Source organism: Pseudomonas sp. Sample_11 (assembly GCF_004307505.1).
In the GTDB taxonomy this organism is placed as follows: Bacteria; Pseudomonadota; Gammaproteobacteria; order Pseudomonadales; family Pseudomonadaceae; genus Aquipseudomonas; species Aquipseudomonas atacamensis.
This window is the reverse complement of sequence record NZ_RCOD01000019.1, coordinates 1-26,335: the sequence shown is the minus strand read 5'-3', so window position 1 is coordinate 26,335 and position 26,335 is coordinate 1. Positions and strand designations below refer to the sequence as shown.

Annotated in this window: 15 protein-coding genes; 8 read left to right on the top strand and 7 right to left on the bottom strand. The window is 62.5% G+C overall.

What is annotated here, in order from left to right; genetic code table 11:
* Positions 1 to 5 precede the first annotated feature (5 nt).
* The 4 genes from D8U60_RS04275 to D8U60_RS04260 all read right to left on the bottom strand — a co-directional run bounded on the left by D8U60_RS04275 (position 6) and on the right by D8U60_RS04260 (position 13,174).
* A complete protein-coding gene (locus D8U60_RS04275) occupies positions 6 to 7,829 on the bottom strand; it encodes a non-ribosomal peptide synthetase (RefSeq protein WP_130899538.1) in 7,824 nt (2,607 codons plus the stop codon).
* Complete coding sequence (locus D8U60_RS04270) at positions 7,826 to 11,227, bottom strand: non-ribosomal peptide synthetase (protein ID WP_130899537.1); 3,402 nt, start codon at positions 11,225 to 11,227, stop codon at positions 7,826 to 7,828. The genes D8U60_RS04275 and D8U60_RS04270 overlap by 4 nt, the downstream gene beginning before the upstream one ends.
* Positions 11,228 to 11,414: 187 nt before the next feature.
* Positions 11,415 to 12,398 carry a TauD/TfdA family dioxygenase gene (locus tag D8U60_RS04265; protein ID WP_024012352.1) on the bottom strand — a complete coding sequence of 328 codons (984 nt, stop codon included), beginning with the start codon at positions 12,396 to 12,398 and terminating at the stop codon, positions 11,415 to 11,417.
* A gap of 35 nt (positions 12,399 to 12,433) precedes the next feature.
* Positions 12,434 to 13,174: an alpha/beta fold hydrolase gene (locus D8U60_RS04260; protein WP_130899536.1), complete on the bottom strand. Its 741-nt coding sequence runs from the start codon at positions 13,172 to 13,174 to the stop codon at positions 12,434 to 12,436.
* Between the two features lie 136 nt (positions 13,175 to 13,310).
* On the opposite strand from D8U60_RS04260, the gene D8U60_RS04255 reads away from it, so the two are divergent.
* A complete protein-coding gene (locus tag D8U60_RS04255; protein ID WP_130899535.1) occupies positions 13,311 to 14,444 on the top strand; it encodes a cupin-like domain-containing protein in 1,134 nt (377 codons plus the stop codon).
* Between the two features lie 133 nt (positions 14,445 to 14,577).
* Here the strand turns inward: D8U60_RS04255 and D8U60_RS04250 are convergent, their stop codons facing one another.
* Positions 14,578 to 15,750, bottom strand: coding sequence for an MFS transporter (locus D8U60_RS04250; protein WP_130899534.1), 1,173 nt, complete (start codon positions 15,748 to 15,750; stop codon positions 14,578 to 14,580).
* Positions 15,751 to 15,983: 233 nt separating this feature from the next.
* Between D8U60_RS04250 and D8U60_RS04245 the strand changes: the two genes are divergently transcribed.
* The 4 genes from D8U60_RS04245 to D8U60_RS04230 all read left to right on the top strand — a co-directional run bounded on the left by D8U60_RS04245 (position 15,984) and on the right by D8U60_RS04230 (position 20,031).
* Positions 15,984 to 16,784, top strand: coding sequence for a glucose 1-dehydrogenase (locus D8U60_RS04245; protein ID WP_130899533.1), 801 nt, complete (start codon positions 15,984 to 15,986; stop codon positions 16,782 to 16,784).
* Positions 16,777 to 18,603, top strand: coding sequence for a glycoside hydrolase family 15 protein (locus D8U60_RS04240; protein ID WP_130899532.1), 1,827 nt, complete (start codon positions 16,777 to 16,779; stop codon positions 18,601 to 18,603). Before D8U60_RS04245 ends, D8U60_RS04240 begins: the two co-directional genes overlap by 8 nt.
* 393 nt (positions 18,604 to 18,996) lie before the next feature.
* A complete protein-coding gene (locus tag D8U60_RS04235; protein ID WP_130899531.1) occupies positions 18,997 to 19,386 on the top strand; it encodes a hypothetical protein in 390 nt (129 codons plus the stop codon).
* A gap of 12 nt (positions 19,387 to 19,398) precedes the next feature.
* Positions 19,399 to 20,031 carry a BRCT domain-containing protein gene (locus D8U60_RS04230; RefSeq protein ID WP_130899530.1) on the top strand — a complete coding sequence of 211 codons (633 nt, stop codon included), beginning with the start codon at positions 19,399 to 19,401 and terminating at the stop codon, positions 20,029 to 20,031.
* Between the two features lie 2 nt (positions 20,032 to 20,033).
* Here the strand turns inward: D8U60_RS04230 and D8U60_RS04225 are convergent, their stop codons facing one another.
* Positions 20,034 to 21,056: a GlxA family transcriptional regulator gene (locus tag D8U60_RS04225; protein ID WP_130899529.1), complete on the bottom strand. Its 1,023-nt coding sequence runs from the start codon at positions 21,054 to 21,056 to the stop codon at positions 20,034 to 20,036.
* Positions 21,057 to 21,145: 89 nt separating this feature from the next.
* Here D8U60_RS04225 and inhA point away from each other — a divergent pair, with 89 nt between their 5' ends.
* The 3 genes from inhA to D8U60_RS04210 all read left to right on the top strand — a co-directional run bounded on the left by inhA (position 21,146) and on the right by D8U60_RS04210 (position 24,541).
* Positions 21,146 to 21,832, top strand: a complete 687-nt coding sequence (gene inhA / locus D8U60_RS04220; protein ID WP_130899528.1) for an isonitrile hydratase — start codon at positions 21,146 to 21,148, stop codon at positions 21,830 to 21,832.
* A 249-nt stretch (positions 21,833 to 22,081) separates the two neighbouring features.
* Entirely contained in the window at positions 22,082 to 22,873 is a 792-nt protein-coding gene (locus D8U60_RS04215; RefSeq protein ID WP_130899527.1) for a CPBP family intramembrane glutamic endopeptidase, read from the top strand.
* Positions 22,874 to 22,975: 102 nt separating this feature from the next.
* On the top strand, positions 22,976 to 24,541 hold the full coding sequence (locus D8U60_RS04210; protein WP_122700480.1) for a PAS domain-containing methyl-accepting chemotaxis protein: 1,566 nt from the start codon (positions 22,976 to 22,978) through the stop codon (positions 24,539 to 24,541).
* Positions 24,542 to 25,268: 727 nt separating this feature from the next.
* Here D8U60_RS04210 and D8U60_RS04200 read toward each other — a convergent pair.
* Positions 25,269 to 25,622, bottom strand: coding sequence for a hypothetical protein (locus D8U60_RS04200; RefSeq protein WP_016773880.1), 354 nt, complete (start codon positions 25,620 to 25,622; stop codon positions 25,269 to 25,271).
* Positions 25,623 to 26,335: the final 713 nt, after the last annotated feature.

Genomic DNA, 26,335 nt, shown 5'->3' with positions numbered 1-26,335 from the left:
CCCTCTCAAGAAATCAGTTTTTCCAGATCATCGAGGGATAGACGTTTGAGGGCCTCCAGTGATTTAGCCAATTCATCCTGAACGGGCGACATTTCGACGCGCAGGGCTTCGATCCGCGCGCAGAAGTCCTTGAGCGTGTCGGTCTCGAACAGCGCCTTGAGCGGCACCTTGTCGCCGAGACGCTCCTGCACCCGGGTCACCACCAATGTCGCCAGCAACGAATGGCCGCCGAGCTGGAAGAAGTTGTCCGCCAGCCCTACCCGCTCGACTTCCAGCACTTCCTGCCAGATCGTCGCGACCTCCCACTGCAAGTCGCTTTGCGGTGCCTGGTATTGCTCCTGCGTCGGGCTCTCGCCCAACGCCATCAGCGCCTTGCGATCGAGCTTGCCGTTGGGCGTCAGCGGGATCGCGTCGATCAGGTGCAGATGCCCCGGCACCATGTGCGCCGGCAAGCGACTGGCCAAGGCATTGCGCACCCGCTCGGCCAGCGTCGACCGCTCGCTGTCCGGTGCGGCGACGAGGTAGGCATGCAGGTGTTTGCCTGCGGCGCCGTCCTGCGCCAGTACCACCGCCTCACGGACATCGTCGAGTTCCAGCAGGCGTGCTTCGATCTCGCTGAGTTCGATGCGGAAACCGCGAATCTTCACCTGATGGTCGGCGCGACCGATGTACTCGATGTTGCCCTCATCGCCCTGGCGCACCAGATCGCCGGTGCGGTACAGGCGCTCGCCGTTGCTCGCGTAAGGATTCGGCACAAAACGTTCGGCGGTCAGCGCGGCGCGGCGCAGATAGCCGCGCGTTACCCCGGCACCCGCCAGATACAGCTCGGCCGCCACGCCCTCGGGCAGCGCCTGCAACTGACTGTCGAGCAGGTACGCCACGGTGTTGTCCAGTGGCCGGCCAATGTTCGCCCGGCCCATTGGCGTGCGCAGGGTGAAGGTCGAATACGTGGTGTCCTCCGACGGCCCGTAAAGATCGTAGACCTGCTGCACCTGAGTGCTGGCGTAGAGGCTGTCGACCAGACTCTGCTTGAGCGGTTCGCCGGCCAGATTGATCGTGCCGACCGAAGTCGGAATCTGCCCGGCCCGTTGCAACGCGGCGATCGCCGACGGCACGCTGTTGATCAGCGTGACCTGATCGCGCGCCGGCAAGTCCGCCAGCGCCAGGGCGTTGTCGGCCAGCACCAGGCAGCCACCGCAGGCCAGCGTGACGAAGATTTCCCACACCGACAGATCGAAGCAGATCGAGGTCGAAGCCAGCACGCCGCGCAATTGTTCTTCACGATAGACCCCAGCTGACCACTGAATCAGCGCCGACAGATTGCCGTGGCTGATGGCTACGCCTTTCGGTTTGCCGGTGGAGCCGGAGGTGTAGATCACGTACGCCAGATTTTCAGCCGCGAGGTTAACCAGTGGCGCAGCATCCGGGCATTCGCTGGCGACGCTCTCGTCCACCAGCAGCACCTGTGCGCTCAGGCTTTCAGGCAGCATCGCCAATGCCGCTGGCTCAGTGAGCAGCACCGCCGCGCGGCTGTCGTCGAGCATGTGCAGCAAGCGTTCCTGTGGGTAATCCGGGTCGAGCGGTACGTAGGCGCCACCGGCCTTGAGGATCGCCAGCAAGCCGACCAGCATGTCCGGCGTGCGGCGCATGCACACGCCGACGCGCACTTCCGGCCCGACGCCCATGCCTTGCAGCTTGTGCGCCAGACGATTGGCCCGGGTATCGAGGCTTTGGTAAGCGATGGATTGCTCAGCGAACAGCACCGCGTTCGCCTGCGGCTGACGTTGCACTTGCGCGGCGATGTGCGCCAGCACCGTGCGTTGATCCGGCGCAGTAACCGACGCCTTGCCCCACTCGATCGCTTGTTGCCGTTGTGGCTCGGCGAGCAGTTGCAGCACGCCCAGCGGCTGCGTGGCGTCGGCGAGGAACTGCTCGAGCAGGCCTTGCAACTGCGCACTCAACGCGCGAATCGCTTGAGCGTCGAAACTGGCCTGATCGTAGCTCACGCCCAGACTCAGCTCGCGGCCGGTGATCGCCACCAGCGTCAGCGGATAATTGGTCTGCTCCTGACGGCGGATCGCCGAGAACTTCAGCCCCGTCTGCGGGCCCTGCGCCAAGGCCTCCGCCATCGGGTAGTTTTCGAACACCAGAATGCTGTCGAACAACGCCCCGGCACCCGCCCCGGCCCAGCGCTGAATGTCATACAGCGGCGTGTGTTCGTGCTCGCGCAAGGCCAGGTTGAGGTCTTGCACCTGTTGCAGCCATTGGCTGACGCCGATCTCTGGCGATGGCGCTGCCACCACCGGCAAGGTGTTGATGAACAGGCCGATCTGCTGCTCGACACCCGGCAAATCGGTTGGCCGCCCGGCGACAGTCGCGCCGAACGTCACGTGATCCTGGCCCGTATAACGCTGCAGCAGCAGCAGCCACGCCGCTTGTACCAGCGTGTTGAGGGTGACTTTCTGCTCGCGGGCGAAGCGGTTGAGTTCAGCGGTCAACTGTTCACTGAACATATGCTGGTGATCGGCATAGCCGCTGGCCGCGTGCCTGACGGGTATGGCGCTGGCCAGTCGCGTCGGCTGTTCAAGGTCCGCCAGCGCCGCACTCCAGAACTGTCGACTGGCCTGCTGATCGCGCTGGCCGAGCCATTCGATGTAATCGCGATAACGCCCCTGCCCTGCGCTCGGCGTGATGCCGGCGTAGCGTTGCAGCACTTCGCCGAACAACTGCGAAGTGCTCCAGCCGTCCATGAGGATGTGATGGCAGGTGTAGATCAGGTGATGAGTGTGCTCATCGGTGCGCACCAACGTCACGCGCAACAGCGGTGCGTCGAGCAGATCGAAGCCGTTATGCAGATCTTCAGTGGCGAGATGATCAAGCGCGGCATCCAGGCCAGCGCGACCGCGCCAGTCCTGCACCTGCCACGGCATCTGCACACGGCCGCGCACCACCTGCACCGGCGCGGCGGCATCCTGCGGCCAGACGAACGCCGTGCGCAAAATGTCGTGGGCATCGAGGGTCTGCTGCCAGGCCTGGCGGAAGCGCTCGGCGTCGAGCTGCTCGACGTCGACGCGCAGCTGATTGGTGTAGGCCGGGCTGTCCGGCTCGTTGCGGCTGTGGAACAGAATGCCTTGCTGCATCGGCGACAGCGGGTACAGATCGACGATGTCACGCGGCGCCATCGGCAGCGCCGACAGCTGCGCCTGGGTCAGGTTGGCGAGTTTGAAGTCCGACGGTGTCACGCCACCGGCCGCGCTGTCGCAGCAATGTTCGATCAGGCGTTGCAGTTCGCGGCGATAGGCCTCGGCCAACGCCCCGATGGTCTCGGCGCGGTACATGCCGGTGCCGAAGGTCCAGGTCAGTTCCAGCTCACCACCGAGGACCTGACCGTCAACACTCAGCCAATTGCCCAGCGGCGCTTGTCCATCCTGATTGGCGCCGGTGCTGTCAGCGCTTGGCAGGAACAACGCGCCTTGCTCAGCGTTGAACGCGCCGTCGAACTGACCGAGGTAATTGAAGGTCACCCGTGGTTGCGCCAGCGTCTGCAACTCGGCTGCACGCGTGAGGTAACGCAGCACGCCATAACCGATGCCTTTGCCCGGCACCGCGCGCAGTTGCTCCTTGATCGCGCACAGCGACGCAGCGGGATTGGCCTGCGGAGTCAGGCGCACCGGGAACAGGCTGCTGAACCAGCCGACCGTGCGGCTCAGGTCGATGTCGTCGAACAGGTCTTCACGACCATGGCCTTCGAGCTGGATCAACACCGACGGCTGCTCGCTCCAGTCACACAGCACCCGCGCCAAAGCCGTCAGCAACAGATCGTTGATCTGCGTGCGATAAGCCGCCGGGGCGACTTTCAGCAGCTTGTCGGTCAGTGTCTGGCTCAGGCGCGTACTGGCACGGGCGGCCAGTGCGCGGGTCTGGCTGTCCACGGCGAAATCTTGTGGCAGTGCCGCGTCTTCCGCCGCCAGGGTCTGGCGCCAATAATCGCGTTCGCCGGCCAGCGCTTCACTCTGTGCATAACGATGCAACTGCTCGGCCCAGTTGTGCAGCGAACTGCTCTGGCCTGGCAACACCGGCGCCGCCCCCGCCGCCAATGCCTGGTAAGACTGCTGCAAGTCCTCAAGCAGAATGCGCCACGACACGCCGTCGACCACCAGGTGATGAATCACCAGCAACAAACGCTGCTCGGCATTCGGCAGAGTGACCAGCACCGCGCGCAGCAAGTGCCCGCGTTGCAAATCGAGGCTGCGCTGCGCCGCGTCGGCCACGGCCGGCAAGGCATCGAGACTGTCCAGCTCGCGCAGCCAAAGCAGTTCGGCATCGCGCTGAGTCTGCGGCAACGCCTGCCAGCTATCGCCCGACTGCACAAAGCTCAAGGCCAGCGCTTCGTGCTGCTCGACCAGCGCCGCCAGCGCCTTACGCAAATGTACGGCGTCCAGCGCCAGGGTCGGTTGCAGCATTACCGACTGGTTCCAATGCTGGCGCTGGGCAATCGGCGTCTCGAAGAAACGCACCTGAATCGGTAGCAACGGCAACGGCCCGCGAGCCACTGGTGCGGCGACGGCAGCCGGTTTGGCTTCGATCAGTCTGGCCACGGCAGCCAGTTGGCCGATGGTCTGTTTTTCGAACAACTGCTTGGGGCTGAGCTTGATGCCCTGGCGCTTGGCCCGGGCGATGATCTGCAAGCTGAGGATCGAGTCGCCGCCCAGTTCAAAGAAGTTATCGCTGCTGCCGACCCGCTCAAGCTTGAGCACCTCAGCCCAGATCGCGGCCAGTTTCTCTTCGATCTCACCGACCGGCGCGACGAACTGCTGGCTGACCACGCCGGGCACTGGCAAGGCACGCTTGTCGAGTTTGCCGTTGGCAGTCAGCGGCAGCTTTTCCAGCAACAGCAACTGTGCCGGCACCAGGTAATCCGGCAGCCGCGCCTGCAATTGCTCGCGCAGATCCTGCGCCTGCACCTTCGCGCCCGCTGCCGGCACGCACCACGCCAGCAGTTGCAGGCGCGCCGGATCGTCATCCAGTGGCAGCGCGAGCACGGCGGCTTCGCTGACGTCATCGAGGCTGAGCAACACCCGCGCGACTTCCGCAGGCTCCACACGGTAGCCGCGAACTTTGACCTGATCGTCGGCACGACCGATGAACTCAAGCGCCTGCTCGCGATTGCGCCGGACCCGGTCGCCGCTGCGGTAGACCCGCGCGCCCGCTGCGCCGAACGGGTCGGGCAGGAAGCGTTCGGCGGTCAGCGCCGGCTGATTCAGGTAACCAAGGGCAACGCTGTCGCCGCCGATGTACAGCTCACCGGCGACCTGATCGGCCACTGGGTTGAGCACATCGTCGAGCACATAGACATGAGCACCGACCAGCGCTGTGCCGATTGGAACACTGCGCGCCTGGGCGGCGAGTTCTTCGACCTCGTGGGTCAGCACGCCCACGGTGGTTTCGCTCGGGCCATAGTGGTTGATCAGACGACAGCCCGGTTTCAGTTGCTGCACACGCTCGACCAGCGCCGGCGAACAGGCTTCGCCGCCGACGATCAGTGCGTGTTCCGGCAGCACATCGGCAGGCTTGGCCGCCTGCAACAGTGCGGCGAGATGCCCGGGGACGATTTTCAGCACACCAACGCGATGGCAGGCCATGTATTCGGCAAAGCGATCCGGGTCGAAGCCGAGTTCTTCCGGCAGCACATGCAGCAGTCGGCCCGAGCACAACGCACCGAACAGCACGGTGAAGCCAAGGTCGGCGGCGATGGTCGAGACCAGCGCCATGCTCGCCTCCGGCGCCGGCGCCAGACGCTCGAGTATGCCGCGCACGTAACTGCCCAGCGCGCCGTGGCTGACCAGCACGCCCTTGGGTTGCCCGGTGGAACCGGAGGTGTGAATCACGTAGACCGGCGACTGCGCATACAGCGTCAGTTCAGGCGCGGACGTCGGCAGTGACTGCCATTGCCCCGGTGCAAACTCCAGACCCTGACAGCCCTCACCCGCCAATTCGCTGAGCCGTGCGTCGCCTTCAGCACCGATCATCGCCCGCGCCTGCGCAGCGCCGAGCATCTGCTTCAGGCGCGCGCTTGGCGCCTTGACGTCGAGCGGCATGTACACCGCGCCAGCCTTGAGAATCGCCAACAGGCAAGTCAGCCAGTCCAGCGAACGTTCCAGCAGCACCGCCACCGGGTCGCCGACATCGACGCCCTGCGCACGCAAATAATGGGCGAGACGATTGGCCTCCTCATCCAGCGCCTGGAAAGTCACCGTTTGCTTGAGATCCCGAGCGGCCAACGCCTGCGGCTGCCGCGCCACTTCACGCGCCCAGTGCTGCAACACCGTCAACGCCGGTTCGCGTTGGCTGGCAAGCGCAGCAGGCCGTGGCGTCGCTACCATATGCAATGGCGCCTGCGGCGAGTCGAGCAACTGGGTAAACAGATCCAGCAACATCGGTACAAAACCGGCGACCGTTTCCGCCCGATAGAGATCGCTGGCGTAGGTCATCTGGCCGTGGATCAGCGCGCCGTCGTCGGTGATATCCAAGGCCAGATCGAAGTGCGTGCCGTCCTTGGCCAGCGGATATTCGCTGACGGTCAGGCCGGGCAAGGCCATCGAGCGCTGTTTCTGCATGCCGACGTTCTGGTTGAACTTGGCCTGGAACAGCGGGTTGTGGCCCAGGGTGCGTTCGGCGACCAATTCGTCGACGAGTTGCTCGAACGGCAATTCCTGATGCGCCTGCGCGCCGAACGCCGCTTCACGCACCTGCGCGAGCAAATCGGCGAAACTGCCGCGCTCATCGACCTGGCAACGCAGCACCTGGGTGTTGACGAAGAAACCGATCAGCCCCTCGACTTCGGCGCGGCCACGGTTGGCATTCGGCACGCCGACACGAATGTCCCGCTCGCCGGCCAGACGCGAAAGGAACAGCGAGAACCCCGCCAGCACCAGCATGAACAGGCTGATGCCCTGGCTGCGCGCGAAGACGTTGAGCTGCTGCGAAAGGTCAGCACCGAAATCGAAACTCAGGGTCTGTCCTGCAAAGCTTTGCGTCAGCGGTCGGGCAAAGTCCGGCGCCACTTCCAGCAGCGGATGTTCGTCGCCCAATTGCTGACGCCAGTAGTCGAGCTGGCGTTCACCCTCGCCGGCCTCCAGCCAGCGCCGCTGCCAGATCGCATAGTCGGCGTACTGCAACGGCAGCGCCGGCAATTGCGGCTCGCGCTGCAGGCTGAACGCCTGATAGCACTGCACGAATTCCTTGACCATGACGTCCATCGACCAGCCATCGGAGACGATGTGATGCATGCTCACCACCAGCACGAACTCATCGTCGGCCAAAGCAAACAGGCTGGCGCGCAACAGCGGGCCGTGGCGCAGATCGAACGGTTGCGCGGTGACGTCTTGCACGTGTTGCGCGAGCACTTTTTCGCGCTCTTGCACGGCGACGCCGGTCAGATCAAAGCGGTCCAGTGCAATTTTCTGCTGCTCGAGAATCAGCTGATGCGCTTGATCGCCGTCGATGTGAAATACCGTGCGCAACACTTCATGGCGCGCCAGCAGATGATCGAAAGAGCGGCTCAGGGCTGACTCATTCAGCGAACCTTTGAGGCGCAAGCCAGCGGCCATGTTGTACGCGGCGCTGTGCGGTTCCAGTTGCCAGAGAAACAGCAGGCGTTGCTGGGCGAACGACAGGGGAATCTGCGCGCAGTCGTGGCGGCTGACCGGCAGCGGCAACAGGCTGAAATCCTTGCCCTCCTCGCGCAATTTGGCCAGAAACAGCCGACGCTGTTCCAGCGGCAGGCCGACGAACCTTTTTGCAATACGTTCCGCCATCGTGCCGCTCATACTTCTTCTCCTTGCAAAGCATTCATGAACTGATCCAGGTCGGACCAGTCGTCGTCGCCGCTCGCCTCGGCCAATTGCCCGAGCACCTCGGCGAGATCCGCCAGCAGCGGTTTTTCAAACAGGCTGCGCAGCGGCAGCACCACGCCCATCTGCTCCTTGACCCGCGCAATCACCTGCGCGGCCAGCAACGAATGGCCGCCCAGTTCAAAAAAGTGATCGTCCAGGCCCACACGCGGCACGTGCAGCACCTCAGCCCAGACCTGCGCCAGACATTGTTCGGCCGGTGATTGCGGGGCGCGGTAATCGCCCTGCAACTGCGCCGGATCCGGCGCTGGCAAGGCCTTGCGGTCGAGCTTGCCACTCGGTGTCAGCGGCAGGTTCGCCAGCAACAGCAGATGCCCCGGCACCATGTAATCCGGCAGGCTGGCTTGCAGCGCCGCGCGGGTCTGCTGACGGAAGGCCGTTTGCGTCGCCGCCCTGGCAAGCATCGCAGGCTCCGTCACCACGTAGGCGACCAGTTGCGCACCGCCGGCGAACGGCACCGCCAGCACCACCGCTTCGCGAACGCCGGGACATTGCTGCAGGCGCGATTCGATCTCGCCCAGTTCGATGCGGAAGCCGCGAATCTTCACCTGATGATCGGCCCGACCGACATATTCCAGCGCGCCATCGCTGCGCAGCCGTGCACGGTCGCCGGTGCGGTACAGGCGCTGGCCGTCGGCAAACGGGTCGGCGATGAAATGCTCGGCACTGAGGCTCGGCTGACGCTGATAACCGCGCGCCAGCCCCGGCCCACCGATGTACAACTCGCCCACCGCACCTTGCGGCAGCAGGTTCAGATCATCGTCGAGCACGTACAGACGCCGCGCTGCCAGTCCGAGGCCGATCGGCATGCCGCGCCACGACACGTCCTGCGCGGTCAGCGCGGTGCAGTCATGAATCGTCGAGACCACCGTGGCCTCGGTCGGGCCGTAGGTGTTGAGCAAACGCACATGCCCCAGGCCGGCCTGCTGCCACAAGCGCAAACCGTCCACCGCCATGGCTTCGCCGCCGACGTGAATCTGCCGCAGCGCGCCGAAACTGGCCGGCGGTTTCGCCGCGTATTCCTGCACCAGCCAATACCAGTAGGCCGCCGGCAGGTCGGCCAGAGTGATGCCGTGATCGATGATGACCTGATGCAGCGTCGCGCTGTCCCACAACGGCGCGTCGCGCATGACCACGCTCGCGCCATGGCACAGCGGCGGGAAAAACTGCTCGACGAAACCGTCGAAGCTGCTGGTGGCGAATTGCAGAACCCGGTCGCCTTCGCGCAGATCGCTGTAGTCGATGGCGCGGGCGATGAACTCGCTCAGCGCGCCATGACTGACCGCCACGCCTTTCGGCCGCCCGGTGGAGCCAGAGGTGTAGATCACGTACGCGAGGTTGTCGGCTTCGATAGTGACCGGCAGGTTGTCGCTCTGCTCGCTGGCGGGCAATTGCTCCAGACACAGGCACTCGATGCCGTCGAGTGGCGGCAGGCTGGCGAGGCTTTGCTGGTCGCTGAGCAACAGTTTCAAACCACTGTCAGCGAGCACATGGCGCAAGCGTTCGGCCGGGGTCTGCGGATCCAGCGGCACATAGGCACCGCCGGCCTTGAGCACGGCCAGCAGCGCCACCGCCAGGTCCAGCGAACGCCCCAGCGCGACGCCGACCAATACGTCCGGGCCGACACCCTGTGCGCGCAACTGACGGGCCAAGCGATTGCTGCGGGTGTTGAGTTCGTCGTAGCTGAGTGCCGGCGCAGGCGCTGTGGCCAACAGCACCGCCGGGGCTTGCGCAGTGCGCGCGACTTGCGCTTCGAACAGGCTTTGCACGCTGGTAAACCGAGGCACGGGTGCAGTCGCTTGTATCAGCGCTTGCCGTTCGCTGTCGGCGAGCATCGTCACTTCGCCGATCAACTGCTGCGGATCACGGCACACCGACTGGAGAATGTTGCGCCAATGCCCGGCCAGCGCGGCGATGGTCGCGGCATCAAAAATATCCGTGGCGTACGTGAAGGCGGCAAACAGTTGCTCGCCCTCCTCGCGGGTGTCGAGCATCAGATCACTGGTGGCCGCGTGTTGCCGAGCGCTGCCGGCCAGTTGCTCTTCGCTCAGATAACCCACGCGCAAGCCTGAAGCGAGTTGCGCCTGATGCAAATCGGTAACCAGCGGCTGGTGGTTGAACATCACTTGAAACAGCGGATTGTGGCTTTGGCTGCGCGCCGGTTGCAGGGCTTCGATCAAGGCGTCGAACGGCAGATCCTGATGGGCCTGAGCGCCCAGTGCAGCCTGGCGCAGGTTCTGCAGCAACTCAGTGAAGGGCGTTTGTGCGGTGACCGCGCTGCGCAGAATCTGGGTGTTGACGAAGAAGCCGATCAGGCCCTCGGTTTCACTGCGGGTGCGGTTGGCGATCAGCCCGCCGACACGAATATCGGTCTGGCCGCTGTAGCGATGCAACAGGGTCTTGAACGCCGCCAGCAACACCACGAACAAGGTCACGCCCTGACGCTGGGCAAGGTTTTTCAGTTCTTCGCGCAGGGCAGCGTCGATCACCGTTTCCAGGCGTGCGCCTTGATGGCTGGCTTGCGCCGGATAGGCGCGGTCGGTGGGCAATTCCAGCACGGGATGTTCGTCGCCCAGTTTCGTGCGCCAGTAGTCCAGTTGCCGCTCGCGCTCACCGGCCTCCAGCCAGCTGCGCTGCCACAGCGCATAGTCGCGGTAATGCACGGTCAAGGGCGCCAGCGTCGGTTCACGCCCGGCGACCAGCGCGTCGTAAGTGCGCATGAATTCGTCGATCAGAATGTTCATCGACCAGCCGTCGGCGATGATGTGATGCAGGGTCAGCAGCAACACATGTTCCTGCGCGGCCAGGCGCAACAGCCGCAGACTCAGCAGTGGGCCGTTCTGCAGGTCGAAGGCCTGGGTCGCCTCGGCCATCATGTGCTGCTGCGCCAGCGGCCAGCGCTGGGCTTGGGGCAATTCGCTCAAGTCAGTTAGCGGCAACTTCAGTGGCTTTGGTTCGGCCACACGCTGGAAGGCACGCTCGCCGTCCTGGCCGAAGGTGGTGCGCAAACATTCGTGGCGCGCCGCCAGACGACTGAAGGCCTGCTCCAGTGCCTCGACTTGCAACTCACCATCCAGACGCACAGCCATCGGCAGGTTGTAGGCGGCGCTGGTCGGCTCCAGTTGCCAGAGAAACCACATGCGCTGCTGCGCGTAAGACAGGCCGTCACGCTCGGCGATGCCGTCGCAGGCGGTCATGGGCAGCTGCGCAAAATCGATGCCTTCGCGGGCCATGCCGGCGAGGAACAGACGGCGTTTGTCCTGGGGCAATTCGATAAAGCGGCGGGCTAGTTTCTGTGCGTCTGCGGCATTCATGCGTGGAGTCCTTGCTGATCGGCGGCGTGACCTGGAGACCCGGTCGTATCAACAAGAACGAATGGCCCGCGCGATGATTTAGCGCGCCAGCGGCAATCACGGCCCGACGGTACAAAGGCCAGACAGACAAATGCCGAAGCCGGTACAGGCCCGGATTCGGCATTTGAGTTGAAGGGTTGCGAACAGGTCAGCGCACGTCCTGCGAATGCCCCTCGGCCATCGCCACGATAACTTTGCGCGGCCCTTCGAACGGTGAGCGCGCGTGAGCCGAGAGCATGTTGTCGAGCATCAGCACATCGCCCTCCTGCCAGGGGAAACTGATCGCACAGTCGTCGAGCACCGCACGAATCTGCGCCAGCACTTCGTCTTCGATCGGCGAGCCGTCGCCGTAGTAGACATTACGCGGCAGATCTTCTTCGTCAACGATGTCGAGCAGGCTTTCGCGCACGTCCGCTGGCAGGTTGGAGATGTGAAACAGGTGCGCCTGATTGAACCAGACGTGATCGCCCGTCACCGGGTGCACCGCCACCGCCTGACAGGTCTGCCGCGTGCGCAGCTCACCGTCGTCCTTCCACTCGCAGACAATGCCGTGGGCCTTGCAGTAGGCCTCGACGACTTCGCGGTCTTCGGTGTTGAACACGTCTTCCCAAGCGACATCGAGGCCATTGCCAAAGTTGCGCACGTACATCAGGCCCTTGCTGACGAACCGCTCGCGGATCGCCACGGGGATGCGCCGGTAGACTTCGCGGCTGTCGGCAATCGGCGTCTCGCCTCCGGACCTGGCAGCGATCATGCTGTAGAACCAGATCTTCATCGGCCAGTCGCGGGAATAGGCCTGCTCGTTGTGCAGCGGAATGCTCTGGTGCGCCGGGTATTCGGTGGAGGTGTACACGCCTTGAGTGACGTTGGTGCGCGGCGTCGAGCCGAACTCGTAGTTCAGCAGCGGATGGCCGAAACTCGCGGCGAACTGGCGGAACTGCTCGGCGCCATCGAGGCGAAAACCGCGAAATAGCACACCACCGTCGCGCAGCAAATGCTCGTCGACCAAGGCCTTCAATTCATCGAATACCGCCAACAGATCGGTGTCGGCATCGCCCGCCTCGACCAACAGCGGCAAACGTCCGCGCTGCGGCAGCAACGGCCGCACGGAAAACCCCAGAGCAACAGCCATGACTGGCCTCCTGAAAATGATAGATGAGGCGCGTCTCAGAACGCCGGTTGCGCCGCCTGCGCAAGGCGTCGGTGATGCACTTCCAGATGGGTCTTGATCGTGCGAATGACCCGCGCCTCGTGCTCATGAATGAAGAAATGCCCGCCGGTCATCATGTCCACCGAGAAACTGCCCAGGGTCTCTTTGCTCCAGCCGATCAGTTGTTCGGTGGTGGCGCGGTCTTCCTTGCCACCGAGCACGTGCACCGGGCAATTGAGCAAGGGCCGCTCGGCAGGCGTAAAGCGCCCGCACATCATGAAATCGGCGCGCAGCACCGGCAGGGTCAGGCTCATCAATTCCTCATTGGCGAGGATTTCTTCGCTGGTGCCCTGAAAGGTGCGCAACTGTTCGATGAGCTCTGCATCGCTGCGCGGTTCGGCAAAGCCGCGGTCGTAATCGCTGCGCATGGACGGTGCGGCGGTGCCGGAGGCGAACAGCGCCAGCGGCTCCGGCACACCCAACTCGCGAAAGGCATGGGCCAGTTCGCAGGCGAGCAACGCACCGAGGCTATGCCCGAACAACGCATACGGGCCTTGCAGCCCCGACTTGTGCTCGCGCGCCAGTTGCCGCGCCAGTGCGCGCATGTCGGTTTGCAGGGGCTCATCGAACCGCGCGCCACGCCCCGGCAGTTCCACCGGTTGCAATTGCAGCCACGTCGGCAGTTGACGCCGCCAGCGGCTGTAAACCATGGCGCTGGCGCCCGAATAGGGCAGGCACAGCAATGTCAGCTTGGTCACCGCGCTTTCCTTGAAAAATGTGTCTGCAAGAAAGACGGATCACTCGCCGGACAAATTAGTCGCCCTCCCGCTAAATTCCCCCGCCAGCCGCTCGTTGCCTGTTCAGGAAAAAAACAACAATCGCGAGGGCATCACCGTGGACCTGCAGAGCATTCTGGGCAAGTTGTTCGCCAACGCCGGCGCGGTCGGCATCGAGGGGGTTTTCCAGTTCATTTTCAGTGGGCAGCAGGCGTACTGGTACGACATCAAGACCAGCCAGCGCACGGCAGTCGGGCGCCATCCAAGCCCGGACGTGACCATCGAAGTCGCGGAAAAGGATTTTCTCGGGATCATGGCCGGCGTGGTCAACGTCGAGGAACTGTTCGCCAGCGGTCGCTTGAAGATTGGCGGCAACATGGGCCTGGCGACGATGTTGCCGCAGATCATCGACCACGCCCGCCAAGGTGGCGGCACGGTGGAAAAGGTCGACATGAACAAGCGCTACCCGACGCCGCCACGCTTCAGCGAAAAGCTCACTGCCGCGCTGCCTCGCCAGACCAGCGTCGATCGTCGTGCGCGCGCCGAGTTGAGCCGGCACGAATTCGAAACCCGTTATCTGCCCAACGGCATTCCGCTGGTGATCAGCAATGCCCTGCACGACTGGCCGTTGTTCAGCCTGAGCCGTGAGGAATCGCTGGTGCATTTCGCCGAACTGCAAGGCATCACCCGCCATGGCGATTATGTGAAGAAGACCTTTTCCACCGAGCGTGATTTCCGCTCGACCTCGATGGCCGAGTTCATTGCCTCGCTGGACAGCCCGGCGGTCAAGGGCGCGGACGGCGAGCCGCCGGCGTACATGGGCAATAACATCCTGCCGGCGCAGTTGTTGCAGCAGATCCAGTACCCGCCCTACTTCGACACGTCGCTGTTCATCCCGCCACGGATCTGGATCGGCCCCAAGGGCACGCTGACGCCGTTGCACCGCGATGACACCGACAACCTCTTCGCCCAGGTCTGGGGGCAGAAAAAATTCACCCTCGCCGCGCCGCATCACCGCGAAGCGCTGGGCACCTGGTCGACAGCGCCCAAGGGAGGCCTGGATGGCTGCGATTTCAACCCGGACGCGCCGGACTATGAACGTTTCCCGGCAGCGCGGGAGGTGACGTTTTTGCGGGTGACGCTGGAGGCTGGGGATCTGCTGTTTTTGCCAGAGGGCTGGTTCCATCAGGTGGAATCGGTGTCGACGTCGCTATCCGTCAACTTCTGGATCAACTCAGGACGCGGCTGGTAACCCGATCCCTTGTAGGAGCTGACGAGTGCAACGAGGCTGCGATCTTTTGATCTTGATCTTGATCTTCAAAATCCAAAGTCAAAGTCAAAAGATCGCAGCCTCGTTGCACTCGTCAGCTCCTACAACAGGATTGTTATTTCAAGTGACGGAAACTTTGAAACGCTGAAACCAGTACCACCGCCCCCGCCGCTATCGCCAGCCAAAACCCGCTGCGCGCACCAAACGCATCCACCAGCGCGCCGGAACCGGCGGCGCCGATCGCCACGCCGATGCTCAGTCCGGTCACCAGCCAGGTCAGGCCTTCGGTCAGTTTGGCCGGCGGTACGATGCGTTCGATCAACGCCATCGCCACAATCAACGTCGGCGAAAAGAACAGCCCGGCGATAAATACCGCGATCGACAAGCCGAGGATGTTGCTCGCCAATAACAGCGGCAGCGTGGTCACCGCCGTCGCCACGCCGCCGTAGAGAAACAGGCGCGGCAGCGGCAGTTTCGAACGCATCGCACCGAAGGCGATGCCAGCCAGGCATGAGCCGATCGCGTATACCGACAAAACAATACTCGCCGCTGCCGGCTGGCCCTGATGTTGAGCGAAGGCGACGCTGACCACATCGATGACTCCGACGATCACGCCCATCGCCAGCATCAACGCCAGCAGCCATTGCACGTCGGTCGAGCGAATGATCGAGCCCTGATGCTGCGACTCCTGCGCGTGCACCGGTGGTTCGGTGCTGCGCTGGGCGACAAACACCGTCACGCCGATGGCCAAGGCCAACAGCGCCGCCAGCGGCCCGGCCTCGGGAAACACCGCGACCGACAAGCCCACCGACAGCGGCGGCCCGACGATAAAACACACTTCGTCGAGCACCGACTCCAGCGCATACGCCGTCTGCAATTGCGGCTGGCCACGATAGATCTCGGTCCAGCGCGCCCGCACCATCGCCGACATGCTCGGCATGCACCCGGCCAGCGCGGCGAACACGAACAACGTCCAGTCCGGCGCCTGCAAACGCGTGCACAGCAGCAACATCAATAACCCGCCGCCACCGGTCAGCGCTGCGATCGGCAGCACCCGCCCCTGCCCATAACGGTCCACCAACCGCGATACCTGCGGCGCGCAAAACGCCGTGGCCAAAGCAAACGTCGCCGCCACCGCACCCGCCAGCGCATAACCGCCGTTCAACTGCGCAAGCATGGTGATCAGGCCGATGCCGGTCATGGAAATCGGCATGCGCGCCAGCATCCCGGCCAGCACAAACGCACGGGCGCCGGGGGCGGTGAACAATTCGCGGTAGGGATTTGCCATCGATTGCAGCCTCATCAGGGGCGGCCAAGTTGCCATAGCCTTGAATGCCGTGGAAGCGCGCAATTGTTAGCGGTCTGTGAAGGCCCCTTCGCTCGCACATTCGAAATGCCGTCCCCTGTGGGAGCGAGCCTGCTCGCGAAGGGGCCAGCGCAATCACAGCTTCCAGCAAATGAACTCTCAGCGTCTGCCATCAGTCAGCTACTTAAGTCTCTGGAACCAAGGCGCGAATCGTCATGCAGATTTCCCTCGCTCATCAGGTGGCGCTGGTCACTGGCGCCAGCTCCGGCATCGGCCATGCCGCCGCCAAAGCACTCGCTGCGGCCGGTGCCGCGGTCGTGATCAACTACAACAGCAGCGCCGAACCCGCCGAAGAACTGGCTGCACAGATCAAAGCCGAAGGCGGCAAGGCCCTCGCCATCGGCGCGGATGTTTCAAAAGAAGAAGATGTCGAGCGGCTGTTCGCCGAGACCGTCGAAGCCTTCGGCTCGCTGGACATTCTGGTGGCCAATTCCGGCCTGCAAAAAGACGCTGCCGCCGTGGACATGACCCTCGACGACTGGAACACGGTGATCGGCGTCAACCTCACCGGGCAGTTCCTCTGTGCACGGGCGGCGTTGCGGATTTTCCAGCGTCAGGGCGTGCGCGAAGGCGTGTCGCGCGCGGCGGGCAAGATCATTCACATGAGCTCGGTGCACCAGCGCATTCCATGGGCCGGGCATGTCAATTACGCGGCGTCCAAGGGCGGCGTCGATCAGTTGATGCAGAGCCTCGCTCAGGAAGTCAGCCACCAGCGCATCCGTATCAACAGCATCGCGCCCGGTGCGATCAGCACGGCCATCAACACAGAAGCCACTGAAGGCGCGGCCGGCGACAAACTTCTTGAGCTGATTCCCTACGGACGCATTGGCGATGTCGAGGATGTTGCCAACGCAGTGGTTTTCCTCGCTTCCGACCTGTCCGATTACATCGTCGGCACCACCCTGTTCATCGATGGCGGGATGAGCCTCTATCCGGAGTTTCGCGGCAATGGCTGAGCCTGAAGTGGAACAACAAAGTCCCATCGGTGCCCACGGCATCATCGGCGACATGCGCAGCGCCGCACTGGTCAACGACAAGGGCAGCGTGGATTTTTTCTGCTGGCCGGAGTTCGACAGCCCGACGATTTTCTGCTCGCTGCTCGACACACCTGAAGCAGGGATCTTCCAGCTCGCGCCAGACTTGCCGGATGCGCGCCGGGAACAGATTTATCTGCCCGACACCAACGTCTTGCAGACCCGTTGGCTGAGCGAACACGCGGTGGTGGAAATCACCGATCTGCTGCCCATCGGTGACGATGTCGACGCCCTGCCCCTGCTGATGCGCCGGGTGCGCGTGGTCAGCGGCTCGGCGACGTTCAACCTGCGTTGCGCGGTGCGCCACGACTATGGTCGCGCCGACACCCGGGCCGAGATGGACGCAAAGGATGTGACGTTCCACGCCGCTGGCCAGCCGTCGCTGCGCCTGGCTTCAGATCAAACCCTGCAGATCGATGCACAAGCGGCCGTCGCGCAGTTCACCCTCGAGCACAATGAAACCGCCGCATTCATGCTCGGTGGCAGCGACGACCCACGCTTTGCCGAAGGCGCCGCCGAATTGTGCATGGAGCGCACCTTGAAATACTGGCGCGGCTGGATCGGCCAATCCAACTATCGCGGGCGCTGGCGGGAAATCGTCAACCGCTCCGCCCTCGCCCTGAAGCTGCTGACCTCGCGTCGCCAAGGCGCGATCCTCGCCGCCGCTACCTTCGGCCTGCCGGAAACCCCCGGCGGCGAGCGCAATTGGGATTACCGCTACACGTGGATCCGCGATGCCTCGTTCACCGTTTACGCGTTCATGCGCCTGGGCTTCGTCGATGAGGCCAACCACTACATGCAATGGCTGCGCGGACGGGTCAGCGATTGCTGCGGCAAACCGATGAAACTCAACATCCTTTATGCCATCGACGGCCAGCAGGAACTGCCGGAAACCGAACTCACGCACCTGTCCGGTCACGGCGGCGCGCAGCCGGTGCGCATTGGCAACGGCGCTTATGATCAGATCCAGCTGGATATCTTCGGCGAGCTGATGGATGCGGTGTATCTGGTCAACAAATACGGTGACGCAATTTCCCACGAAGGCTGGCGGCACGTCGGCGAAGTGGTCGATCAGGTCTGCGAAAACTGGCAGAGCGAAGATGTCGGCATTTGGGAAATGCGCGGTGAAACCCATCATTTCCTGCACTCGCGGCTGATGTGCTGGGTGGCGCTGGACCGGGCGATCCGCCTGGCTTCCAAGCGTTCGCTGCCGGCACCGTTCTCCCGTTGGGACCAGACCCGGCAAGCGATCTACACCGACATCTGGGATAACTTCTGGGATGAAGAACGCGGCCACTTCGTCCAGTACAAGGGCGGCACCGCGCTGGACGGCTCGATGCTGCTGATGCCGCTGGTACGCTTCGTCAGCGCCAAGGATCCGCGCTGGCTGTCGACTCTGGAAGCGATCGAAAAAACCTTGGTGCGCGACGGCATGGTCTATCGCTATCGCAACGAAGACGCCAACATCGATGGCCTCAGCGGCACCGAAGGCGCGTTCGCCGCGTGTTCGTTCTGGTATGTCGAATGCCTGGCCCGCGCCGGCCAGGTGGAAAAAGCCCATCTGGAGTTCGAGCAATTGCTGCGATATGCCAACCCGCTTGGGCTGTACGCCGAAGAGTTCGACAGCCATGGGCGGCACCTGGGCAACACACCGCAAGCGCTGACGCATCTGGCATTGATCAGTGCGGCGAGTTTTCTTGACCGCAAGCTGAGTGGCGAGAAGAGTTCCTGGCAGCCGTAGCGGTGAGCGCTTTTTCGCCAGCGCTTGTCAGACCGATCTCTGATCGACAGGTATGTTTCCACAACGGGCCTGCATGCCAGACAACTGGCTCAGGCCCGTATCCGCTGTTAAACCCGTACGCCGGTTACGTCTGGCGACAGTCTGTGTAAAAACCGCACCTGCAAAAACCACTCACGTCACGTTGAAACGCCTCACGCAACGTACGCTTACACGCCGAAATACCTTGTTGCCAGCCGTTACATCCACACCTACCATCCAACGCAATGGTCGAGATAAGAAGCCAATACCCCAGTCAGTTCCCTCTCCCTCTGGGAGAGGGCTAGGGTGAGGGGCTTTTGATCTTTTACGGGCACAGCGGAGCTGTCCAACCACACCCGAATTCAAGGAAGCGGAATGCCTCATCACGTCCAGCGCACCATCGACTCCCCTCTTCGCACCGGGCTGAGCCGCACCCAGCTATGGGAAGCCGCCGACCAAGGCCTGATCAAATGCTGGGAAATCGGCCGCCAGCGCGCCGAACGCTTTCCCGAACTGACCCAGCGCTGCCTCGCCGGTGAATTGCCGGTGCTCGGCTGGAAGGGTGGCGTGAGTCGCAGCCTGAAGAAAAACGAGAAGTACGGCTCACTGAAATATCTGGCGCAGTGGCAGGGTCTGCGCGGTGAGGATCTGGATATTGATCTTGCGCAGGAGCGTTCGCTGATGTGTTCGCGGACGAAGATGAAGGTGACGTTTACGCCGGATCGGACGAAGTATTTCAATCAGGTGGCGGAAGTTGAGGCGTAAGGAGAAGCAGAGATGGTCGACTTACATCAGGAGTTTCAAAGCAGCAGTTTCTTTCACGAAGCGCGTATTGATCGTCGCTCTGCGGATGCCTTGGTTGGTGTCGCAGCGGGACTTGCCGCCGACGGCAAGATCAACCAGCAAGAAGCAGAATTTCTCAAGACATGGATTGAAACTCATCTGGTTCATCTAAGCGATCCGGTGGTTAACATCCTTTACAAGCGCCTTGCCGAGATGCTCAGCGATGGCGTGCTGGATTCGGATGAATCAGTGGAGCTTTTGGGAATGCTTCATCAGTTTGCCGGGCTGCCCGTAGGGTCAATCCAAACCTTTACAGCGACAAATGCCCTACCCTTCGATAATCCTTTCCCAACCTTGAGCTGGACGGATCGCGTCTTTCTTTTTACCGGCGTCATGGCTTACGGGCCGCGTAAGGAATGCGAATTGCGCGTGACTGAGCGAGGAGGACTGATCGGTGGTGCCGTCAGCAAAAAAATTCATTATCTGGTGGTAGGCAGCATCGGTAATGAGCAATGGCTTCACAGTACCTACGGCACCAAGATCAAAAAAGCCGTCGAACTTCGGGACAGCGGCGTACCGATAGCAATCATCAGTGAAGACCATTGGCAAAAAGTGTTGTTTGGTTAGCCTTAGGTCATTGGTCGATCTTCATCAATAGGACCCAAAACGCCTGAAGGCATTGGATCTGCTGCAACGCTGACCGAAAACCGCTCCCGATAAGCCTGCGGCGTCACGCCAATCGCTCGCAGAAAACTGCGCCGCAGCGTTTCTTCACTGCCAAATCCGCAATTGGCGGCGATGCGTTTCACCGGCAGGCCGGTATCGCTGAGCAGTCGGCGGGCGGTTTCGACGCGGATCAATTCGATCGCCCGCGCCGGGGTCTGGCCGGTGTCGGCGCGGTAGTGGCGGATAAAACTGCGCTCGCTCATGCCGGCCTGTTCGGCGAGGGTCGGGATGCCGAGGTCGCAGGTCAGGTTTTCGGCGATCCAGGCGTGCAGTTCATCGAAGCGGTTGCCCTGTTGTTGCAGCGCCAGCGTCACGCTGAATTGCGACTGCCCGCCCGGGCGTTTCAGGAAGACGACCAAGTGCCGGGCGACGTCGAGGGCGATGTCGCGGCCGAGGTCTTCTTCGACCATGGCCAACGCCAGATCGATGCCTGCCGTGACCCCGGCGGAAGTCCACACCGGGCCGTCGTTGATGAAAATCGGATTGGCTTCCACGTGCAGATTCGGATGCTGCGCGGCCAGTTGCTCGCAGCGCGTCCAGTGGGTGACCACGCGGCGACCATCGAGCCAGCCGCTGGCCGCGAGTAGAAAGGCCCCGGTGCATACCGAAGCCACGCGCCGGCAATGAGTGCCGTGCTCGCGCACCCAGTCGACCAGTTGCGAGTCTTCGGCGGCGGGATAAATGCCCCAGCCACCGGCGATGATCAGGGTGTCGCTGGGCGTTTGTGGCAACGGCTCGGCCAGCACCGCCAGGCCAGCCGATGACATCACCGCCCCGCCGCCGCTGGCGATCACGCTCGGCGCATAGGGCGCGGGCAAACCGCGCTGGCGAGCCAGATCGTTGGCCGAGGCGAACACCTGCAGCGGCCCGGTGACATCGAGAATCTGCATATTGGCAAACGCGAGGACGTGAATGGATTTGGGCATTTGGCGTAATTCGTGGGTTGATTGGCGTATGCGCCAGAACCTACGCACCTACAGTGCAGTCGTCCACTTCTTTCAACGGAGCAAGAACGATGACGCTGCAGATCGGTTTTCTGTTATTCCCGCAGGTTCAGCAACTCGACCTGACCGGCCCTTACGACGTGCTCGCCTCGTTGCCCGGCGTGCAGGTGCACCTGATCTGGAAGGACCTGATGCCGGTGACGGCCAGCACCGGCCTGCTGCTGAAACCGACTACGACTTTCGAGGATTGCCCGGATCTGGACGTAATCTGCGTGCCCGGCGGCAGTGGCGTCGGGCCGCTGATGGAAGATCAGCAGACGCTGGATTTCATCAAACGCCAGGCCGTGCAGGCACGTTATGTGACCTCGGTGTGCACCGGCTCGCTGGTGCTTGGCGCGGCGGGTCTGTTGCAGGGCAAGCGCGCGACCACGCATTGGGCGTATCACCAGTTGCTGCCGACCCTGGGCGCGGTTGCGGTGAAGGATCGGGTGGTACGCGACGGCAATCTGTTTACCGGCGGCGGGATCACTGCTGGCATCGATTTCGCCTTGGTGCTGGCGGCGGAACTGGTCGATGCCGATACGGCGCAACTGGTGCAGTTGCAACTGGAATATGCCCCGGCACCGCCGTTCAACGCTGGGAGCCCGGACGTGGCGCCGAGCGCGGTGGTCGATGAAGCGCGGTTGCGCGCGGCGCCTTCGTTGAAGCTGCGCACGGAGATTACCGAGCGCGCGGCGGCCAAACTGGGCCTGCGCTGATCTCCCAGCCAATCACAACCCTTGTAGGAGCTGCCGCAGGCTGCGATCTTTTGATCTGATCGTTCCCACGCTCTGCGTGGGAATGCAGCCGGGGACGCTCCGCGTCCCACAGCCTCAAGATCGCAGCCTTCGGCAGCTCCTACACGTCGATCCCAAGTTATTCGCCGCGCTTCTCACTCTCCTTCACTTGTCCCACCTCCCTCGCCCGTGTAGAAAGCCCCTTCCAGAAATCTCGCACAAGGACTTTCGATGAAGGCACTGCCCTGGCTCTATCTCGCGCTGCTCGGCCTCGGTTACGGATTGGCCCTGAGCTACGGCCAGCTCGGTTGGCTGGCGTTGATCTCCGTGGGGCTTTTGCTGTTCGCCGCATTCGCCGTGCGTCAGCAAGAGGTGCCGGTCGCGCGTTGGCTCGGCCATGGCCTGTTCATCGTTCTGGCCGTGGCACTGGCGATGCACTGGCTGCCGGGCTTCGCCAACGGCCGGGTAATCAATCCGCAACGGTTCACTGACAACGCCGTGCCGTTCGCGATGTACCTCAATCTCGACAAACCGCTGGTGGGCTTCTGGCTGCTGCTGGTCTGTCCATGGATCGTCGCGCGGCGTTCGTTGCGCCTGACGGTCTATGCCACCGCCCTCGCCCTGACGCTGTGCGCGATTCTCGCCCTCGGCGGCGCATTGTTGCTCGGCGTAATCGCCTGGGCGCCGAAGTGGCCGAATCAGGCCTGGCTGTGGGTGCTGAACAATCTGCTGCTGGTGACGCTGGTCGAGGAAGCGCTGTTTCGCGGCTATCTACAGGGCGGGCTGAGCCGTCGCTTCAAGCACCTGCCCTACGGCGACAACCTCGCGCTGCTGTTGGCCTCGCTGCTGTTTGGTCTGGTGCATGCCGGTGCTGGCTGGACCTGGGTGTTGCTGGCGGGACTGGCCGGGGTCGGCTATGGTCTGGCCTACCGTTTCGGCGGACTGGGCGCGGCGATCGCCACCCATTTCGGCCTGAACCTGTTGCACTTCGGCCTGTTCACCTATCCGATGCTGGCCAGTTGACGCAAGCGCCGTTTTGCGACGGCGTACTTAAATCTGAAAAAAAACTTCAATAAAAACCTGTCAGCGCCGACAACCTTTCAAAGCCTTGCGGATTGAAAAACCATGCGTAACAACCAGCCCATTACACAACGCGAGCGGACCTTTCCAGCTCAGCAACGGTTGATTTCCACCACCGATGCCAAGGGCGTGATCACCTACTGCAACGACGCGTTCGTTGAAATCAGCGGGTTTTCGCGGGAGGAACTGATCCGTGCGCCGCACAATCTGGTCCGCCACCCTGACGTGCCGTCGGCGGTGTTCTCGCACATGTGGGGCACACTGAAACAAGGCTTGCCATGGATGGGCATCGTCAAGAATCGCTGCAAATCCGGTGACCACTATTGGGTTAACGCCTATGTCACACCGGTGTTCGATGGCAGCCAGGTGATCGGTTACGAGTCCGTGCGCGTCAAGCCCACCGCCGAACAGATCCGCCGCGCCGAAGCGCTCTACCAACGCATCAACCAGGGCAAGTCGGCGATTCCATCGACGGACAAATGGCTGCCGCTCCTGCAGGACTGGCTGCCGTTCATTCTGGTCAGCCAACTGAGCTTCATGATCGGCGCGACGCTGAACTCGCAGTGGGGCTTTGCCCTCGCCGCCGGTTTGTCGGTGCCGCTGGGCCTGATGGGACTGCAATGGCAGCAACGCGGGCTCAAGCGCCTGCTGCGCTTGGCCGAACAGACCACCTCGGACCCGCTGATCGCGCAGATGTACACCGACAGCCGTGGCGCGCAGGCGCGTCTGGAAATGTCGATCCTCAGCCAGGAAGCACGCCTGAAAACCTGCCTGACCCGCCTGCAGGACACCGCCGAGCACTTGACTGATCAGGCCAAGCAGTCTGACGCCTTGGCGCACAACAGCTCGACCGGCCTGGAACGCCAGCGCGTGGAAACCGAACAGGTCGCCACCGCCGTCAACCAGATGGCCGCCACCACCCAGGAAGTCGCCAGCCACGTACAGCGCACCGCTGACGCCACCCAGGAAGCCAACCGCCTGACCGGCCGTGGCCGCGACATTGCCGGCGAAACCCGCGAAGCGATCCAGCGCCTGTCGGTGGTCGTCGGCGAAACCGGCCTGACCGTGACGCAACTGGCCAAGGACAGCGACGAAATCGGCGGCGTGGTCGACGTGATCAAAGGCATCGCCGACCAGACCAACCTCCTCGCCCTCAACGCTGCGATTGAAGCGGCGCGTGCCGGCGAAATGGGCCGTGGTTTTGCGGTCGTGGCTGACGAAGTCCGCCAACTGGCGCAACGCACCAGCGAATCCACCGGCCAGATTCATGCCCTGATCGCCAAGTTGCAGCAGACCGCCTCCAGCGCCGTGCAAACCATGGAAGCCGGCCATCGCCAGGCTGAAGAAGGCGTTGCACGGGTCCTGGAAGCGGATCAGGCCCTGGTCGGCATCAGCGAAGCGGTGGCCAACATCACCGACATGACAACGCAGATCGCCGCCGCGACCGAAGAGCAAAGTGCCGTGGCTGAAGAGATCAGCCGTAACATCAGCAATATCTCGGAACTGGCGGATCAGACCTCGGAACAAGCGCATAACTCGGCGTTGTTGAGTGAAGAGCTGACGAAGACGGCCAACACGCAGTATTCGTTGGTGGCGCGGTTTAACCGCTGATTGAACTGGCGACAACAAAAACCCGGAAAGCGAGAGCCTCCGGGTTTTTGTTGCTTGCCTGAAAGTGATGGCACTTGGCAGACCGCTTTCGCGAACAAGCTCGCTCACATATTGGAACTGCTTGGGACCACAGTTTTGTGTCCGACGACAATCCCCTGCGGGAGCGAGCCTGCTCGCGAAGAGGCCTTCTATGCCGACGTCGATCTCACTCAAGCAAAACAGATACTGCCTACAACTGCGCCAGAACGAGCCGACTGGTGCTCGCTGAGGCTAGGTTCTATCGTTTGCCGGTCGCTACTCAGTCACGCATACCGGCCAGCATGAATACAACCCCCGCCCGAAAACCCGCCAAACAGAAAGTTCGAGATGAGCTGACATTCCTTGATGTTCGGCAAGCCGCACGTGATGGGCAGAAAGTGTTCGATACATTTGTGATCACTGGCTGGCTTCCCATTACCGGTAAATCAAAAAGATCGCCGCCTTCGGCAGCTCCTGCTCGGTCACTGTAGGAGCCGCCGAAGGCTGCGATCTTTTGATCCTGGAAGCCCGGACCGCGAAAGCTGTCCGGGCTTTTTGTTCTTGATCTGGAATTTTGGTGTTTGGCAAGCCGCCATCGCGAGCAGGCTCACTCCTACACTGGATCTGCGGTGACCACAGATTAGATGCCAGACACCAATCCTCTGTGGGAGCGAGCCTGCTCGCGAAGAGGCCATTACAGCCAACGAAATTATTGAGGCAACTTCAGCTTATCCAGCAGTCGATTGACCAACAGTTCATTGAGCATGATCACCTGTTGCAGCGCCAGCAGTGGTTTGCGTTCCGGGCCGCCTATAGAGTTGGCGATGTTACCGGCCATGGCATGGGCGTATGAAAGCGACTCGCAGGCCTCGACCAACAGGGTTTCGTCATCCAGCGTGGGGTCCACGACATAGATCGGGCGATATTTTGGAGAGCTTGGCGGAGCTGCCAGGTCTTCAGGTTTGAGGTAGTAATCGAGGGCGCGGTCGGTGGCTTCCTGGATTTTTTGCGGATCGAGGGCGCGGTCGTGGGAGGGTGGCGGGTTGGGGGTTACTTTGAACATGATGAAACTCCTATTGCAGATTCAAGGAGCCATCACCTTCGCTACCAAACGAGGGTGGCGGCCATACGCGGGTTGGTAGACCGGCTGCAATAGGAACCCGGCGCCCGCGAACGAGCCCCACGCATGACCACCATATAAACCGAGCCCCCAAAAAAAGGACGGTCTGAAGGCGTAGACATACGGCCATTACAGACGGGCTACCAAACCCGATCACTGCTTTTTGTCAGTGACCGAGAAACGATATAGCCAACCTCATAGCGCGTAAGCCGGCGGATTCTGGCGTAGGCGTAGGCAATGGCGCAAGGAGTTGTAGCCGGGATGGCGTAACGGGTCGTGTAGTTTCAACGGGGTTATTTGATGATGTTTAAGTGCAGGGATTACCTCTGACAGGCAGGTGGTTTGAGGTCGTCTGGAAGAGCGCTTTCGCGAGCAGGCTCGCTCCCACATTTGGATCGGGTACATCAGTGGGGGATTGGTCGGCTTGGAGGTCGCCATCGCTGGCAAGCCAGCTCCCACAGGGATTGAGTCCGGCCGGTGGATAATGGCCGGTTGTCAGGGCGTCATCGCGAGCAGGCTCACTCCTACAGTTGGACTGGGTACAACCACAAGAATCAGGTCGGCTGTCAGGCCGCCTTCGCGAGCAAGCTCTCTCCCACAGAAAAGCAAAGCAGCGCAGCTGCCCGCGGCGAAGCCGCCCCACTCAACAATGAGCG

Excerpts from the sequence above, each read along its gene's own strand:
- D8U60_RS04245 (WP_130899533.1), top strand. The coding sequence starts at position 15,984 with ATGCAGATTTCCCTCGCTCATCAGGTGGCGCTGGTCACTGGCGCCAGC.
- D8U60_RS04275 (WP_130899538.1), bottom strand. The coding sequence starts at position 7,829 with ATGAGCGGCACGATGGCGGAACGTATTGCAAAAAGGTTCGTCGGCCTG.
- D8U60_RS04240 (WP_130899532.1), top strand. The coding sequence starts at position 16,777 with ATGGCTGAGCCTGAAGTGGAACAACAAAGTCCCATCGGTGCCCACGGC.
- D8U60_RS04250 (WP_130899534.1), bottom strand. The coding sequence starts at position 15,750 with ATGGCAAATCCCTACCGCGAATTGTTCACCGCCCCCGGCGCCCGTGCG.
- D8U60_RS04200 (WP_016773880.1), bottom strand. The coding sequence starts at position 25,622 with ATGTTCAAAGTAACCCCCAACCCGCCACCCTCCCACGACCGCGCCCTC.
- D8U60_RS04235 (WP_130899531.1), top strand. The coding sequence starts at position 18,997 with ATGCCTCATCACGTCCAGCGCACCATCGACTCCCCTCTTCGCACCGGG.
- D8U60_RS04215 (WP_130899527.1), top strand. The coding sequence starts at position 22,082 with ATGAAGGCACTGCCCTGGCTCTATCTCGCGCTGCTCGGCCTCGGTTAC.
- D8U60_RS04225 (WP_130899529.1), bottom strand. The coding sequence starts at position 21,056 with ATGCCCAAATCCATTCACGTCCTCGCGTTTGCCAATATGCAGATTCTC.
- inhA (WP_130899528.1), top strand. The coding sequence starts at position 21,146 with ATGACGCTGCAGATCGGTTTTCTGTTATTCCCGCAGGTTCAGCAACTC.
- D8U60_RS04270 (WP_130899537.1), bottom strand. The coding sequence starts at position 11,227 with ATGAATGCCGCAGACGCACAGAAACTAGCCCGCCGCTTTATCGAATTG.
- D8U60_RS04230 (WP_130899530.1), top strand. The coding sequence starts at position 19,399 with ATGGTCGACTTACATCAGGAGTTTCAAAGCAGCAGTTTCTTTCACGAA.
- D8U60_RS04210 (WP_122700480.1), top strand. The coding sequence starts at position 22,976 with ATGCGTAACAACCAGCCCATTACACAACGCGAGCGGACCTTTCCAGCT.
- D8U60_RS04265 (WP_024012352.1), bottom strand. The coding sequence starts at position 12,398 with ATGGCTGTTGCTCTGGGGTTTTCCGTGCGGCCGTTGCTGCCGCAGCGC.